A 15,149-nucleotide genomic window follows, 5' to 3' on the forward strand; every position below is an offset into this window, starting at 1 on the left:
CCGATGGTGGGAGCATGCTGACCTCCCACCGGCTCGGCGAGTCGGACTTCCGGTCGCTGTACCGGCGGCTGCTGAGCACGGCACCCGGCGCCGCCTCCCCGCGCGGCGCCCTGGACACCCTCACCCCCGACCGGGTGCTGGCCGCCGTACGCGAGGTGCGAGCGGGCCGTACGGTGTCGCTGGCCTCCCCGGTCAACACCGTCGCCACGCCCGACGACCCGCGGCCCGCCGAGCACCGGCTCACCGCGCCGGAGGGCGGGGTCCCGGCGCCCGGCGGGGGCCTGGAGTTCGCCCGGGACCGGTTCGCGATGGACGTCCACGGTGACGTCAACACCCATCTCGACGCCCTGTGCCACGTCCTCTACGACGACACCGTGCACGGCGGTCTCCCGGCCGCCGACGCCCTCACCCCCGCGGGGCCGCGGACCCTCTCCGTCGACCTCGTCCGCGACGGTGTCGTGGGACGCGCCGTGCTCCTGGACATCCCGGGGCTGCACGGACTGCCCTGGCTCGAACCGGGGACGAGCGTCACCGCGGAGGACCTGGAGGCCGCCGAGGCCCGCCAGGGCGTGCGGACCGGCCCCGGCGACCTGCTGCTCGTCCGGGTGGGGCACCGGCGCCGCCGCGAGGAACGCGGGCCCTGGGACGCCTCCGTGGCACGGGCCGGACTGGATCCGGCGGCGCTGGAGTTCCTGGCCGAGCGGCGGGTGGCGGTGCTCGGCGGCGACGGCAACAACGACACAGCGCCCAGCCCGGTGGCCGGTGTGGACTTCCCCGTGCACGTCCTCGCCGTCCACGCCATGGGGATCCATCTGCTCGACTATCTGCGGCTGGAGGAGGTGCTGCCGCTGTGCGCGGCCGAGGGGCGCTGGTCGTTCCTGTGCGTGATCGCGCCGCTGCGGCTGCCGGCGGCGACCGGGGCGCCGGTCAACCCGATCGCCGTGCTGTGAGGCGCTCTTGGGGGACGCGGGGACGCTCAGGACGTGAGCTGGTCGATGCTGCGGCCCACCAGGAACAGCCCCGCCACCAGCGCCACGGCGACCAACGCCCGCTCCTGGTGGGTCTCCAGCCAGGTGCGCAGCCCGCCCAGGCGGGTGCGGGCCGAGTCGGGGGCCAGCATCGTGTACACCTCCATCGCCAGCAGGCTGCTGGTGGCGATGACGCAGTACGCGACGAGGGCCACGTAGGACGAGCTGTGGGACAGATCGGCGCCCACCACGGTCGCCGCCCCGGCCGCCACGAGCCCCCACGGCTGGAGCAGCGGCGCCAGCCCCGCCGCCGTCCAGACGGAGATGCGGTCGAGCCGGGCCATCATGCCGCCGCCGGACGACGTGCGCGGACGCGGCCCGCGGCGGTGCCGGTGCCCGCCGTACCAGAGGAGCCCCACGCCGAGGGCGAGCTTGACGGCGGAGGCGGCGGTGGACGGCGGTGACCGGGGCGCCGGAGGCTCACCGCCGGTGGTGAGCAGGACGGCGGCCAGGACGGCCACGAAGCAGGCGAGCCAGGCGACGATGAAGGCGAGGCCCTTCCAGGTGCCGCCGCGCGCCGACAGCACCAGCACGAACGCCGTCACCGACAACGGGAACACGGCGATCGCCACACCGATCAGCACCAGGTCAAGCACCATCGCGCCCCTTGCGCGGCCCCGCGCTCCCCAGCACGCGGCCGCTCTCGCCCATGGCCCCATGGTCACCGCCCGGCCGGAACCCCGCATCCCCGTCACCCGTTCCGCTTCCGCCGCGAGCCGGGAGAGCACGGGGGCGGCAGGCTGGCAGCATGCAGGCAGGGACCGGGGCCGGCGGCGGAGGGCGCCGGGCAGGACGGCGGGGGCGGTGGCGGGAGCGGGGTGCCGCGGCCGGGGCGTGGCTGAAGGGGGTGCGCGGGCGGGCCGAGGCGCGGTTCCCGCTGATCACCCACCTGATGTCCCATCTGATCTCGGTGAACGTCCTGGACTCCGCGACCCGGCTGGCCGCCCAGACCTTCCTCACGGCGATCCCGCTGATCTTCGTGGTGGCCTCGATCGCCCCGCAGGCGCTGCGCGCGCAGCTTCTCGACTCCCTCCACCATGTCTTCGGGCTGTCCGGGAGCGTGGACGACGAACTGCGCAAGGCCCTCCTCAACACGGGCGACCCCTCCGACCAGCTCCGCCAGACCACGGGTGTCGTCGGCATCCTGATGGTGCTGATCTCCGCCACCGCGTGCAGCCGTGCCATGCAGCGGCTCTGCGAACGCGCCTGGAGCATGCCCGGCGCGAGCGCCCGGGTGGCCGCCTGGCGCTGGCTCGCCTGGCTCGCGGCCTGGCTGGTCATGATCGTCGTCCAGGGGCCGCTGCGGGACGGCTTCGGCCTCGGACGCTGGCTGGGCGTGCCGCTGCTGCTGCTCGCCGAGGTCGGCCTGTGGTGGTGGACCCAGCATCTCCTGCTGACCGCGCGGGTGCCCTGGCTGCCGCTGCTGCCGGGCGCGCTGCTGACCGGAGCCGCCCTGAGCGTCCTCACCACCACCGCGTCCCTCTACGTGCCCCGGGCCATCAACCACAGCCTGGAGAAGTACGGCTCGCTCGGCGCCGTCTTCACCCTGCTGTCCTGGCTGATCACCCTGTGCGTCGTGATCACCCTCTGTGTCACCGCCGGCGCGGTCGTCGCCCGGGAGCCCTGGGCGGCCCGCCACCTCGGCACACCCGAGTCGCCCGGCTCACCCTCCGGAGCTACCTTGACAAAAGGGCGCTAATCGACTCATCTTCCGAGAACGGCGGCCGGTATGGGCGCAGCGCGGCACTACGACGTCATCGTCATCGGCACCGGCGCGGGCGGCGGCACTCTCGCCCACCGGCTCGCACCCAGCGGAAAACGCGTCCTGATGCTCGAACGGGGTGACTACCTCCCCCGGGAACGCGACAACTGGGACTCCACGGCGGTCTTCGTCCGCGGCAAGTACCGCGCCCCCGAATTCTGGTACGACCGACACGGCCACGCCTTCCCGCCCGAGGTCAACTACTACGTCGGCGGGAACACCAAGTTCTACGGCGCCGCCCTGTTCCGGCTGCGGCCCGAGGACTTCGGCGAGCTGCGCCACCACGACGGGCTCTCCCCGGCCTGGCCGCTGTCGTACGAGGACCTGGAGCCGTACTACACCCAGGCCGAGCACCTGTACCGGGTGCACGGCCGGCACGGCGAGGACCCCACCGAGGGGCCCACGAGCGCGCAGTACGCCCATGAGCCGGTCCGGCACGAGCCGCGCATCCAGCAGTTGAGCGACGACCTGGAGAAGCAGGGACTGCACCCCTTCCATCTGCCGATCGGCGTCGACCTCGTCCAGGACGAGCGGGGCCGGGCCACCCACGACAGCGTGTGCATCCGCTGCGACCGCGTCGACGGCTTCCCCTGCCTGCTGGGCGCCAAGTCCGACGCCCAGGTCGTCTGCGTCGACCCGGCGCTCCGCCACGACAACGTCGAACTGCTCACCGGCGCCGAGGTCCGCCGGCTGGTCACCGACCCGGCCGGGCGGGCGGTCACCGCGGTCGAGGCGGTGCTGCCGGACGGTTCGACCGAGCGGTTCGGCGCCGACGTCGTGGTCGTGGCCTGCGGCGCGGTCAACTCCGCCGTCCTGCTGCTGCGGTCGGCCAGTGACCGGCACCCCGACGGGCTGGCCAACAGCTCGGGCGTGGTCGGCCGCTACTACATGCGGCACAACAACCTCGCGCTGATGGCCGTCTCCGAGGAGCCGAACGACACCCGGTTCCAGAAGACGCTCGCCCTGCACGACTGGTATCTGGGCGCCGACGACTGGGACTTCCCCCTCGGCGGCATCCAGATGCTCGGCAAGTCGGACGCCGACCAGATCCACGGCGAGGCGCCCCGCTGGGCGGGCGCGGTCTCCCCGGACATGCCCTTCGAGGTGCTCGCCCACCACGCCGTCGACTTCTGGCTGTGCGGCGAGGACCTGCCCGCCCCCGGCAACCGGGTCACCCTCGACCGTGACGGCGCCGTCCACCTGGCCCTGGACGAGAGGAACAACACCGCGGGGCTCGACCGGCTGCGGCACAAGCTCCAGCACCTGCTCGGACACCTCGGGATGCACGACCACCGGCTGCTGCCGCACAGCATCTACCTGCACAAGGGCATGCCCATCGGCGCCACCGCCCACCAGGCCGGCACGGTCCGCTTCGGCACCGACCCGGCGAGCTCCGCGCTCGACGTCACCTGCAAGGCCCATGACCTCGACAACCTCTACGTCGTCGACACGAGCTTCTTCCCGAGCATCGGCGCGGTCAATCCGTCGCTGACGGCCATCGCCAACGCCCTGCGCGTCGGCGACCACATCGTGGAGCGTCTGCAATGAGCGAGAGCAACCCCACCGGTCACGACCTGCGCCACCGCACCCCGAGGGAGCGCGCCGAGCGCGGCAAGGCGGCCCGCAACGCCGTACCGAGGTCCGCGCACGCCGAGTACGCCGCACCGCCCAAGCGGACCGACCCGGTCGACATCATCGAGGGGCAGTCGGCCAGGCGGGTCCCCGAACTCGTGCCGATCCGCTACAGCAGGATGAGCGAGTCGCCGTTCCGCTTCTACCGGGGCGCCGCCGCCATCATGGCCGCCGACCTCGCCGAGACGCCCCGCACCGGCATCCGGGTGCAGCTGTGCGGGGACGCCCACATGCTGAACTTCCGGCTGCTGGCCTCCCCGGAGCGCCGGCTGATGTTCGACATCAACGACTTCGACGAGACCCTGCCGGGACCGTGGGAGTGGGACGTCAAACGGCTGTCGGCCAGCCTGGTCATCGCGGGCCGCGCGAACGGCTTCAGCACCAAGGAGCGGTCGGCCGTGGTGCGGGGGGCCGTACGGTCGTACCGCGGCTGGATGCGGTCCTTCGCCGGGATGGGCAATCTCGAGGTCTACTACACCCGCTTCGAGGCGGACGAGCTCCAGAAGCAGTTCGCCCCGGAGGCCGGCGGGAAGAACCAGGAGCGGTGGGAGGAGGCCCGGGAGCGGGCCCGGGGCCACGACACCGTGCAGGTCTTCGACAAGCTGACCCATGTCGTCGGCGGCCGGCGGCTGATCGCCGACGACCCGCCGCTGCTGGTCCGGCTCCACGACCTGCTGCCGGGCGCCGAGGCGGGCGTGCTGGAGACGGAGATCAGCCGGCTCGTCGAGCGCTACGGGCAGACCCTCCAGTCCGACCGGCGGTTCCTGCTGGAGAGCTACCACGTCGCCGACGTGGCACGGAAGGTCGTCGGAGTGGGCAGCGTCGGCACCCGCTGCTGGATCATCCTGCTGCTCGGCAAGGACGACGAGGACCCGCTGTTCCTCCAGGCGAAGGAGGCCGACGACTCGGTGCTCGCGCCGTACGCCGGCTCGGGCGGGTTCCGCACCCAGGGCGAACGGGTCGTCAGCGGCCAGCGGCTGATGCAGGCCACCAGCGACATCTTCCTCGGCTGGGAGCGCACCACCGGCATCGACGGCCGCCGCCGCGACTTCTACGTCCGCCAGTTGCGGGACTGGAAGGGCATCGCGGTCGCCGAGTCCATGTCGCCGAAGCGGATGACTTTGTTCGCCGAGGTGTGCGGGGCGACCCTGGCGCGCGCCCACGCCCGCTCCGGCGACCGCATCGCGATCGCCTCCTACCTGGGCGGCGGCGACTCCTTCGACCGGGCGCTGGTGACCTTCGCCGAGCTGTACGCCGACCAGAACGAGCGGGACCACAAGGCCCTCCTCGACGCGGTGAAGACGGGACGGGTCCGGGCCGAGGAGGCCTGAGACGCCGGGGAAGCCCGGGTCGCCGAGGAGCCCTGAGAGGAGACCGTCATGGAGCGTTATCCGCCCATCGCCGACCACGGGCTGATCGGGGACCTCCAGACCGCGGCGCTGGTGACCTCCGAGGGGGTCGTCGACTGGCTGGCGGCGCCCCGCTTCGACTCGCCCAGCGTCTTCGCGTCCCTGCTGGACCACGACCGCGGTGGCCACTTCCTGTTCGCGCCCACCGCCCCGGACGTGACGCGCCGCCAGCTGTACTACCCGGACAGCGCCGTCGTCGTGACCCGGTTCCTGTCGCCGGACGGGGTCGGCGAGGTCCTCGACCACATGCCGGTCATCGCCTCCCGCACCCCGTCCGACCGGCACTCCGTGGTGCGGGTGGTGCGGACCGTGCGCGGCACCGTGCGCTTCGACCTGGACTGCCGGCCCCGCTTCGACTACGGCCGGGCGAGCCACACCCTCGACCTGGCCGACGCGTCCGCCGCCTTCCGCACCCGCGGGGCGACCGGGTACCTCCGGACCACGTTCCCGCTGGAGCCGCACGGCACGGACGTCCGCGGCTCCGTCACGCTGAACGCGGGCCAGTCGGCGGCGGCCGTGTTCACCGTGTGCGGCCCGGACGGCGAGGCCCCGCCGCCGCCCACCGTCGACTCGGTCGAGACGGGCATGTGGGAGGTCATCGACTTCTGGCAGCGCTGGGTGCGCACCTCCCGCTACCGGGGCCGCTGGCCCGACATGGTCAACCGCTCCGCCATCACCCTCAAGCTCCTCACCTACGGCCCGAGCGGCGCCCCCGTCGCCGCCGCCACCACGGGACTGCCCGAGCAGGTCGGCGGGGAGCGCAACTGGGACTACCGCTACACCTGGGTGCGCGACGGCTCGCTGTCCGTGCGGGCCCTGCTCGACCTGGGCTTCGTCGAGGAGGCCGCCCAGTTCGTGCGCTGGCTCGGCGACCGGCTGCGGGACCGGGACGGCTCCGGCGGCGAACCGCTGCAGATCATGTACCGGGTCGACGGCGACCCCGTGCTGACCGAGGAGACCCTCGACCACTTCGAGGGCTACCGCGGCTCGCGCCCCGTACGCGCCGGGAACGCCGCCGCCGACCAGCTCCAGCTCGACATCTACGGCGAGCTGTTCTACGCGATGTCCGAGGGCATCGACGAGATCGGCCAGCAGGTCGGCTACCACGGCTGGAAGGGCCTGACCCGGCTGATGGACTGGCTGTGCGACCACTGGGACCGGCCCGACGAGGGCGTCTGGGAGACCCGCGGCGGCCGCAAGGACTTCACCTACAGCCGGGTGATGTGCTGGGCCGCCTTCGACAACTGCCTGCGGATGGCGGAGGAGTTCCGCCGCCCCGCCGACACCCCGCGCTGGACCCGGGCCCGCGACGAGATCCTGGAACAGGTCATGGAGCGCGGCTGGAGCCAGAAGGAGCAGGCGCTGGTCCAGCACTACGGCGGTGACGTCCTCGACGCCTCGCTGCTGATCGCCCCGCGCGTCGGCTTCATCGCCCCGCGCAGCCCCGGCTGGCTGTCCACCCTCGACGCCATCGACCAGCGGCTGGTCTCCGACAGCCTGGTCTACCGCTACGACCCGGCCGCCTCACCCGACGGACTGCGCGGCTCGGAGGGCACGTTCAGCCTGTGCACCTTCCTGTACGTCGACGCCCTCGCCCGCGCCGGCCGGCTCCCGCAGGCCCGCTACACCTTCGAGAAGATGCACATGTACGCCAACCACGTCGGCCTGTTCGCCGAGGAGATCGGCCCGAGCGGGGAGCAGCTCGGCAACTTCCCGCAGGCCTTCACCCATCTGTCGCTGATCATGGCCGCCTCGACCCTGGACGAGGCGCTCGACCGGCTGCCGGCTCGCTGAACGGGGGGATCGCCGGCCCCTGCGGCAGCATCTCGACCACGACGAAGGAGAGCACGGCGGCCAGCACCACCAGCGCCACCGTGTCCACATTGCCCAGCAGCAGCACGACCAGCACCACACTGCTCACCGGCACCCTCAGGGCCGCGGTCACCGAGGCCGCCATCCCGGCCGCCATCGCGGGCACCAGCCCGAGCCCGGGCAGCGGCGCGACCAGGGCGCCGGCCGCCCCGCCCAGGAACAGCGAGGGGAAGACGGGGCCACCGCGCAGACTGCCCAGACTCACCGCGTAGGCGAGCCCCTTGAAGGCGAGGACGGCGACCAGGGCGCCCGCCGGCCAGGCGTGCGGGTCCTTCGCCAGCTCCGACAGGGCCGCCTCCCCGGACAGCGCGGCCTCGGCCGGCGAACGCCCGGTGGAGACGGCGTACAGGGTGACGCAGACCGCGACGCCGATGCCGCACAGGGTGGTGTTGCGCACCGTGTGGGTCGTCACCAACCCGGCGGTGAACCGCCCGCCCACGAAGATCCAGTGGACGACGAACGCGATGACGGGCGCCAGCAGCAGCACCCACAGCACGTCCGGCCAGTCGAGCGGCGGCGGCTTGGGCAGACCGATGTCCAGGCTGCCCGTCTCGAAGCCGGTCCAGTGCACGAACCCGGTGAAGATCATGTCCCCGACGCCGCTCGCCAGCAGGGCCGGCAGCATCACCGCGTACAGCTGCGGTCCGCCCACCCCGGCCACCTCCATCAGCAGCACCGCGCCCACCAGCGGGTTCCCGAACAGCGCCGAGATGGACGCCGCGGAACCGGCCGCCGCCAGCAGGCCCGTGCTCGCCTCGGTCTGCGGCGCCCGCACCAGGCTCGCGAAGAGCAGCGCGAGGCTGCCGCCCAGCGCGATCAGCGGCGCCTCGGGGCCCAGCACCACCCCGAGCGGCAGACCGACCATCGCGGCCACCACGACCCCGGGCAGCGCCGCCTTGGTGACCCCGCCCGCGTGCAGCCCGGCCGCCGGCAGATGCCCGCCCCGCCCGGGGAACCGGGCGACCACCACACCGACCACGAGCCCCGCCACCGTCAGCAGCGGCAGCCCCCACCACCAGGGGGCCTGCTTCCAGCCCAGGTCGTGCGGCCACTCCTGCCAGATCAGCCGCTCCAGCTTGTTGACCGCCGCGAGGAACCAGAACGCGATCAGCGCCACCGGGATGCCGATCAGCCCGCAGAACACCAGCGCCTTGCGGTATTCCGGCCGGTTCAGCATGGTCCGCAGCACATCGGCTTCCTGGGGCTGGCTGCCCGTCGTATGCCCGCTCTTGTCTTCGCTCATAACGGAACGAAGCTATCCGTATCGTCCCGTGTTGCCCGCTGCCACGCCGTGGGCACCCCGCGGCAGCCACCCCTGTGCGATCGTGGTCCCGTGACCCTGGAGGACCTCGTCCGGCTGCGCCGGGCCCGTGACGCGATGGACCGCCACTACGCCGAACCGCTCGACGTCCCGGCGCTGGCGCGCCTCGCCCTGATGTCCCCCGGCCACTTCTCCCGCAGCTTCCGCGCCGCCTTCGGCGAGACGCCGTACAGCTATCTCATGACCCGCCGCATCGAGCGCGCCAAGGCGCTGCTGCGGCGCGGCGACCTCAGCGTCACCGAGGTCTGCTTCGAGGTCGGCTGCACCTCGCTCGGCTCGTTCAGCTCGCGGTTCACCGAGATCGTCGGCGAGACCCCGAGCGCCTACCGGGCCCGCCCGCACGACGAGGGTGCCGCCGTCCCCGCCTGCTACGCCAAGATCCACACCAGGCCGGTCAGGAACGGAGAAGCGAAAGCGGGGCCCCGCCCGTAGCGTGAGCCGCATGGCCCACACCGTCGCACCGCACCTCGCCGACAGCCACGACCTGATCCGTGTGCACGGCGCACGCGTGAACAACCTGAAGGACGTCAGCGTCGAGATCCCCAAGCGCCGGCTGACGGTGTTCACGGGCATCTCCGGCTCCGGGAAGAGCTCGCTCGTCTTCGGGACGATCGCCGCCGAGTCGCAGCGGCTGATCAACGAGACGTACAGCGCCTTCGTCCAGGGCTTCATGCCGACCCTGGCCCGGCCCGAGGTCGACGTGCTCGACGGCCTGACCACCGCGATCATCGTCGACCAGCAGCGGATGGGCGCCGACCCGCGCTCGACCGTCGGCACCGCCACCGACGCCCACGCGATGCTCCGCATCCTCTTCAGCCGGCTCGGCACCCCGCACATCGGCCCGCCCAGCGCCTACTCCTTCAACACCGCCTCGGTCCGCGCGAGCGGCGCGATCACCGTGGAGCGCGGTACCCAGCGGGCGGTGAAGGCGACGTACACCCGCACCGGCGGCATGTGCCCGCGCTGCGAGGGCCGCGGCTCGGTCACCGAGATGGACCTGACCCAGCTCTACGACGACACCAAGTCCCTCAACGAGGGCGCGCTCACCATCCCCGGCTACAGCATGGACGGCTGGTACGGCCGCATCTTCCGGGGCTGCGGCTTCTTCGACCCCGACAAGCCGATCCGCCGCTACACCAAGCGCGAGCTGCACGACCTCCTCCACAAGGAACCCACCAAGATCAAGGTCGAGGGCGTCAACCTCACCTACGAGGGACTGATCCCGAAGATCCAGAAGTCGATGCTCAGCAAGGACGTCGACGCGCTCCAGCCGCACGTACGGGCCTTCGTGGAGCGGGCGATGACCTTCAGCGTCTGCCCCGAGTGCGACGGCACCCGGCTCGGCGAGGGCGCCCGGTCCTCGAAGATCGAGGGGCTGAGCATCGCCGACGTCTGCGCGATGCAGATCAGCGACCTCGCCGACTGGGTGCGCGGACTGTCCGAGCCGACCGTGGCGCCGCTGCTCACCGCGCTGCGGCAGAGCCTGGACTCGTTCACGGAGATCGGCCTCGGCTACCTCGCCCTCGACCGGCCCGCCGGCACCCTCTCGGGCGGCGAGGCCCAGCGCGTGAAGATGATCCGCCACCTCGGTTCCTCGCTCACCGACGTCACCTACGTCTTCGACGAGCCCACCACCGGACTGCACCCGCACGACATCCAGCGCATGAACGACCTGCTGCTGCGCCTGCGGGACAAGGGCAACACCGTGCTCGTCGTGGAGCACAAGCCGCAGGTCATCGCGATCGCCGACCATGTCGTCGACCTCGGCCCCGGCGCGGGCACGGCCGGCGGCACCGTCTGCTTCCAGGGCGGGGTGGCCGGGCTGCGGGGCAGTGACACCGTCACCGGCCGCCACCTCGACGACCGGGCCGCCGTCAAGGACACCGTGCGCACCCCCACCGGGAAGCTGGCGATCCGCGGCGCGAGCACGCACAACCTGCGGAACGTCGACGTCGACGTCCCGCTCGGGGTGCTGACCGTCGTCACCGGGGTCGCCGGCTCCGGCAAGAGCTCGCTCGTCCACGGCTCCATCCCGGCCGGCGAGGGCGTGATCTCGGTCGACCAGGCGCCGATCCGCGGCTCGCGCCGCAGCAACCCGGCCACGTACACCGGACTCCTCGACCCGATCCGCAAGGCCTTCGCCAAGGCCAACGGCGTCAAGCCCGCGCTGTTCAGCGCCAACTCCGAGGGCGCCTGCCCCACCTGCAACGGCGCCGGGGTCGTCTACACCGACCTCGCGATGATGGCCGGCGTCGCCACCACCTGCGAGGAGTGCGAGGGGCGGCGCTTCCAGGCGGCGGTCCTCGACCACCACCTCGGCGGCCGGGACATCACCGAGGTGCTGGCGATGCCGGTCGCCGAGGCCGAGGAGTTCTTCGGCGGCGGCGCGGCGCACACCCCGGCCGCCCAGCGCATCCTCGGCCGGCTCGCCGACGTCGGCCTCGGCTACCTCACCCTCGGCCAGCCCCTCACCACCCTCTCCGGCGGCGAACGCCAGCGTCTGAAGCTCGCCACGCACATGGCCGACAAGGGCGGTGTCTACGTCCTCGACGAGCCCACCGCCGGTCTCCACCTCGCCGACGTCGAACAGCTCCTCGGGCTGCTGGACCGCCTGGTCGACGCCGGCAAGTCCGTCATCGTCGTCGAACACCACCCGGCGGTCATGGCCCACGCCGACTGGATCATCGACCTGGGCCCCGGCGCGGGCCACGACGGCGGCCGCGTCGTCTACGAGGGCACCCCGGCCGACCTGGTCGCGGCCCGCTCGACCCTCACGGGAGAGCATCTGGCGGCGTACGTGGGGGCCTGAGGCCGCGTCAGCCGGAGCGCACGCCCCGGAGCGCACGCCCCGCACCACAGGCCCGGACCCGCTGCCGCGCGGGCTCGGGCCCCGGGCGTCCCGGGGTGCTCCGGCACAATGAGCGTGATCGGTGCTCCGGACCACCCGGAGACCGGAAAGGGCGGCGAGGGCGTGGACGAGCAGGCGGAGGAGATCTCCTCGCCGAGGGAAGCGGCGAACAACGCGCTGGTGCTGGCCTTCGGGCGGCTCCAGGGCGCGGCCAACCGGCTGGAGTACATCCTGGGCCGCTCGCTGGAGCAGGAGTGCGGCCTCACCCATCTGATGTTCGAGGTGCTGCTGATCCTCGGCCGGGCCGGCGAGCCGGGTCTGTCGATGCGGGCCGTCGCCCAGGAGCAGGTGCTCACCACGGGCGGTGCGACGCGTCTGGTGGACCGGATGGAGGCGGCCGGGCTGGTCGAGCGCGCCGAGGACCCCGACGACCGGCGCGGCCGCCTGGTGCGGCTGACCCCCCTCGGCGAGGAGACCGCCGTACGCGCGTCCCGGCTGCACGTGGAGAACATCCGCCGCTATTTCCTCGACCCCCTGCCGGCCGAGCACCGGGAACGGTTCGCCGAGGACCTGCGGATCCTGAGCCACTCCGCCCGGGACGTCCTGCCGCGCCTGCCCTGAGCGCCCCCCCGCGCTGCGGACGGACGGCTTCACTGGTGTACTGACAACGAGGCCCGAGCTGTGGCGGCCGTCACACGAGCGAGGAAATATCTGACGCGTCAGTTACTGTTTGAGCAGACGAACCGTTCGCGCCCCGCGGACGCCGCATCCTCCCGAGGACCCCGATGAAGCTCGTCTACGCCTTCGACGCCTACTGCGGCTGGTCGCACGGCTTCTCCGCCACCCTGCGCGATGTCGTCGCCCGGCACCCCGCACTGCCGGTCGAGGTGGTCTCCGGCGGCCTGTTCACCGGCGCGCGCCGCGTCCCCCTCCGCGCGTTCGGCTACATCCAGGGCGCCAACGCCGAGATCGCCCGGCTGACCGGCGCCGAGTTCGGCGAGCCGTACGAGCGGCTGATCGCCGACGGCACGTTCGTGATGGACTCCGAGGCCGCCGCCCGCGGGCTCGCCGCCCTGCGCCGGGCCGCTCCCGACCGGGCGGCGGAACTGGCCGTCGCCCTGCAACGGGCCTTCTACGTCGACGGCCTCGGCCTCTCCGACCCGGCGACCCTGCGGAAGGTCGCCGGGGACGCCGGACTGGACGCCGACGCCGTCGTGGCCGCCTTCGAGGGAGCCGGGGCGGAGGCACGGGCCGACTTCGACCGGGCCGCCGCGCTCGGCGTGACCGGCTTCCCCACCCTCCTCGCCCTCCGCGGCGACCACGTCACCCCCCTGGCCCACGGCCACTCCACCGCGGACGAGATCGACCGCCGCCTGGCGTCCCTGCGCACGTCCTGACGCACACGCCCCTCCGTCCCCCGTCCCCACCCAGTCCCCCCAAGGAGTCATCCATGAGCACCCTCTCCTTCAAGATCCTCGACCTGGACTTCCCGGCCGGCAGCAAGAACAAGACGGCCACCCTCGTCACCGGTGAGTCGGAGGCGCTGCTGGTGGACGCCGGCTTCACCCGCGCCGACGGCCACCGTCTCGTCGCCGAGGTCCTCGACTCCGGCAAGACGCTGACGACCGTCCTCATCAGCCACGGCGACCCCGACTTCTACTTCGGCGCCGAGGTCCTCGCCGACGCCTTCCCCGACGCCGTCTTCGTCGCCACCCCGCTCGTCATCGAGCACATCGCGCACTCCTACGAGGGCAAGCTCAAGGCCTGGGCGGCCCTCGGCCCCAACCTCCCCACCCGGCTGGTCGACCTCGCCCCGCTCACCGGGGACCTCACCCTCGAAGGCCACCGCTTCGAGCTCAAGGGCGGCCCGGCCGCCCTGCCCGACCGCCACTACCTGTGGCAGGCCGGGCACCGCGCCCTCCTCGGCGGCGTCCTGCTCTTCCAGCAGGAGCACGTCTGGGTCGCCGACACCCCCACCCCCGGGGACCGCGCCGCCTGGATCGACCTGCTGGACGAGATGGCCGCCCTCCGGCCCGAGCTGGTCGTCCCCGGCCACCGGCTGCCCGGCACCGCGGCCGACGCCTCCGCCATCACCGCCACCCGCGACTACCTGCTCGCCTTCGAGGAGGAGCTGGCCACGGCGGCCGACGGCGCCGCGCTCACCGAGGCGCTCGTCAAGCGCTACCCGGACCACGGCATGCTGATCGCCGCGCAGATCGGCGCGAAGGTCGCCAAGGGCGAGATGAAGTGGGGCTGACCGACATGGACGACTTCGCCACCTCCACCGCGCCCGCCGACGTCGTACGGCGCCAGTACCTGGCCTCGGCCGCCGGCGACCTGGCGGCCCTGCGCGCCACCCTCGCCCCGGACGTCGAGTGGACCGAGATGGCCGGCTTCCCCCTCGCCGGCACCTACCGCACCCCCGACGGCGTCACCTCCAACGTCATGGAGAAGCTCGGCCAGGACTGGGACGGCTGGACCGCCCACGACGACACCTACGTCGTCGACGGCGAGAACGTCGTCGTCCTCGCCCGCTACAGCGCCGCCAACAAGGCCACCGGCAAGCGGATCGCCGTCCGCGTGGCCCACCACTTCGTCGTCCGCGGCGGCCTCATCGTCCGCTTCGAACAGTTCGTCGACACCGCGCTCGTCCGCGAGGCCATGACCGACTGAAGCCGCGCACACCGGGGAACGGCCGATCGGGCGGCACCGCGCACTGCGGTGCCGCCCGATTCCCGATCCGCCGTCAGGAACCCGTGAGGGCGGTCGGGTTCTGGGCCTGTGAGGCCGGTACGGGGGCCGCCTCGCGGGTCCAGAGGGGCTTGAGGCGGTGGGTGAGGAGGTAGAGGAGGGTGCCTGCGGCGGCGGCGACGAACATGCTCAGGTCGCCGGCGCCGGGGAAGGCGCGGGAGAAGGGGCCGGTGTAGAAGCTGGACTGCCAGAAGGGGACGGAGGCGGCGACGCCGCCGGCCCAGGCGACGAAGCCCCAGTCCAGGACCCGGCGGCGGTCGTAGAGCTCGTCGATGCGGGCGGTCCGCGAGCGGCCGCCGAGGTAGAAGTCGAGGAGGAGGACGGCGGCGAAGGGGGCGATGAAGTAGGCGGTGAGGTTGAGGAAGACCTTGAACTTGGCCTCGGTGCCGGACTCGCCCCACAGGCTGATGACGTAGGCGAGCAGGCAGATGACGGTGACGGCCTGGGAGCGGCTGACGGGGATCTTCAGGGTCTGCACCGAGATGGCGCCGCCGTAGACGTTGAGGAAGTTCTGGGCCAGGGCGGA

At 72.8% G+C, this 15,149-nt stretch carries 14 protein-coding genes; 11 read left to right on the forward strand and 3 right to left on the reverse strand.

What is annotated here, in order from left to right; translation table 11 throughout:
• Positions 1-14 precede the first annotated feature (14 nt).
• Positions 15-950, forward strand: a complete 936-nt coding sequence (locus ABZ490_RS07955) for a cyclase family protein (protein ID WP_358985900.1) — start codon at positions 15-17, stop codon at positions 948-950.
• Positions 951-976: 26 nt separating this feature from the next.
• Here the strand turns inward: ABZ490_RS07955 and ABZ490_RS07960 are convergent, their stop codons facing one another.
• Positions 977-1,627 carry a GAP family protein gene (locus ABZ490_RS07960; RefSeq protein ID WP_358985903.1) on the reverse strand — a complete coding sequence of 217 codons (651 nt, stop codon included), beginning with the start codon at positions 1,625-1,627 and terminating at the stop codon, positions 977-979.
• Positions 1,628-1,776: 149 nt separating this feature from the next.
• Between ABZ490_RS07960 and ABZ490_RS07965 the strand changes: the two genes are divergently transcribed.
• From ABZ490_RS07965 to ABZ490_RS07980, 4 genes are read left to right on the forward strand one after another with little or no spacing between them, the layout of a single operon-like run.
• Positions 1,777-2,727 (forward strand): YhjD/YihY/BrkB family envelope integrity protein, encoded by a 951-nt coding sequence (locus ABZ490_RS07965; protein WP_358985906.1) that lies wholly within the window; start codon positions 1,777-1,779, stop codon positions 2,725-2,727.
• 30 nt (positions 2,728-2,757) lie between these two features.
• Positions 2,758-4,338, forward strand: coding sequence for a GMC family oxidoreductase (locus ABZ490_RS07970; RefSeq protein ID WP_358985909.1), 1,581 nt, complete (start codon positions 2,758-2,760; stop codon positions 4,336-4,338).
• The gene (locus ABZ490_RS07975) at positions 4,335-5,753 is read left to right on the forward strand and encodes a DUF2252 domain-containing protein (protein WP_358985911.1); all 1,419 of its coding nucleotides are present in this window, start codon (positions 4,335-4,337) and stop codon (positions 5,751-5,753) included. The genes ABZ490_RS07970 and ABZ490_RS07975 overlap by 4 nt, the downstream gene beginning before the upstream one ends.
• Positions 5,754-5,801: 48 nt before the next feature.
• A complete protein-coding gene (locus ABZ490_RS07980; RefSeq protein WP_358985914.1) occupies positions 5,802-7,625 on the forward strand; it encodes a glycoside hydrolase family 15 protein in 1,824 nt (607 codons plus the stop codon).
• On the opposite strand, the gene ABZ490_RS07985 is transcribed toward ABZ490_RS07980, so the two are convergent.
• On the reverse strand, positions 7,573-8,880 hold the full coding sequence (locus tag ABZ490_RS07985) for a chloride channel protein (protein ID WP_358985981.1): 1,308 nt from the start codon (positions 8,878-8,880) through the stop codon (positions 7,573-7,575). The two genes, ABZ490_RS07980 and ABZ490_RS07985, sit on opposite strands and share 53 nt — an antisense overlap.
• 156 nt (positions 8,881-9,036) lie before the next feature.
• Here ABZ490_RS07985 and ABZ490_RS07990 point away from each other — a divergent pair, with 156 nt between their 5' ends.
• The 6 genes from ABZ490_RS07990 (at position 9,037) to ABZ490_RS08015 (ending at position 14,545) form a co-directional block, all read left to right on the forward strand.
• Positions 9,037-9,456, forward strand: a complete 420-nt coding sequence (locus ABZ490_RS07990) for a helix-turn-helix transcriptional regulator (RefSeq protein ID WP_358985917.1) — start codon at positions 9,037-9,039, stop codon at positions 9,454-9,456.
• Between the two features lie 10 nt (positions 9,457-9,466).
• Complete coding sequence (locus ABZ490_RS07995) at positions 9,467-11,833, forward strand: excinuclease ABC subunit UvrA (RefSeq protein ID WP_358985920.1); 2,367 nt, start codon at positions 9,467-9,469, stop codon at positions 11,831-11,833.
• A 162-nt stretch (positions 11,834-11,995) separates the two neighbouring features.
• Positions 11,996-12,493 carry a MarR family transcriptional regulator gene (locus tag ABZ490_RS08000; RefSeq protein WP_358985984.1) on the forward strand — a complete coding sequence of 166 codons (498 nt, stop codon included), beginning with the start codon at positions 11,996-11,998 and terminating at the stop codon, positions 12,491-12,493.
• Between the two features lie 164 nt (positions 12,494-12,657).
• On the forward strand, positions 12,658-13,269 hold the full coding sequence (locus ABZ490_RS08005; RefSeq protein WP_358985922.1) for a DsbA family protein: 612 nt from the start codon (positions 12,658-12,660) through the stop codon (positions 13,267-13,269).
• 53 nt (positions 13,270-13,322) lie between these two features.
• The gene (locus tag ABZ490_RS08010) at positions 13,323-14,129 is read left to right on the forward strand and encodes an MBL fold metallo-hydrolase (protein WP_358985925.1); all 807 of its coding nucleotides are present in this window, start codon (positions 13,323-13,325) and stop codon (positions 14,127-14,129) included.
• Between the two features lie 5 nt (positions 14,130-14,134).
• Positions 14,135-14,545 carry a nuclear transport factor 2 family protein gene (locus ABZ490_RS08015; RefSeq protein ID WP_358985987.1) on the forward strand — a complete coding sequence of 137 codons (411 nt, stop codon included), beginning with the start codon at positions 14,135-14,137 and terminating at the stop codon, positions 14,543-14,545.
• Between the two features lie 73 nt (positions 14,546-14,618).
• Here the strand turns inward: ABZ490_RS08015 and ABZ490_RS08020 are convergent.
• Positions 14,619-15,149: cytosine permease (locus ABZ490_RS08020; RefSeq protein ID WP_358985929.1), on the reverse strand; the 531-nt coding region annotated here is incomplete at its 5' end.

Source organism: Streptomyces sp. NPDC005811 (assembly GCF_040630405.1).
In the GTDB taxonomy this organism is placed as follows: Bacteria; Actinomycetota; Actinomycetes; order Streptomycetales; family Streptomycetaceae; genus Streptomyces.

Excerpts from the sequence above, each read along its gene's own strand:
- ABZ490_RS07955 (WP_358985900.1), top strand. The coding sequence starts at position 15 with ATGCTGACCTCCCACCGGCTCGGCGAGTCGGACTTCCGGTCGCTGTAC.
- ABZ490_RS07960 (WP_358985903.1), bottom strand. The coding sequence starts at position 1,627 with ATGGTGCTTGACCTGGTGCTGATCGGTGTGGCGATCGCCGTGTTCCCG.
- ABZ490_RS07965 (WP_358985906.1), top strand. The coding sequence starts at position 1,777 with ATGCAGGCAGGGACCGGGGCCGGCGGCGGAGGGCGCCGGGCAGGACGG.
- ABZ490_RS07970 (WP_358985909.1), top strand. The coding sequence starts at position 2,758 with ATGGGCGCAGCGCGGCACTACGACGTCATCGTCATCGGCACCGGCGCG.
- ABZ490_RS07975 (WP_358985911.1), top strand. The coding sequence starts at position 4,335 with ATGAGCGAGAGCAACCCCACCGGTCACGACCTGCGCCACCGCACCCCG.
- ABZ490_RS07980 (WP_358985914.1), top strand. The coding sequence starts at position 5,802 with ATGGAGCGTTATCCGCCCATCGCCGACCACGGGCTGATCGGGGACCTC.
- ABZ490_RS07985 (WP_358985981.1), bottom strand. The coding sequence starts at position 8,880 with ATGCTGAACCGGCCGGAATACCGCAAGGCGCTGGTGTTCTGCGGGCTG.
- ABZ490_RS07995 (WP_358985920.1), top strand. The coding sequence starts at position 9,467 with ATGGCCCACACCGTCGCACCGCACCTCGCCGACAGCCACGACCTGATC.
- ABZ490_RS08005 (WP_358985922.1), top strand. The coding sequence starts at position 12,658 with ATGAAGCTCGTCTACGCCTTCGACGCCTACTGCGGCTGGTCGCACGGC.
- ABZ490_RS08010 (WP_358985925.1), top strand. The coding sequence starts at position 13,323 with ATGAGCACCCTCTCCTTCAAGATCCTCGACCTGGACTTCCCGGCCGGC.
- ABZ490_RS08015 (WP_358985987.1), top strand. The coding sequence starts at position 14,135 with ATGGACGACTTCGCCACCTCCACCGCGCCCGCCGACGTCGTACGGCGC.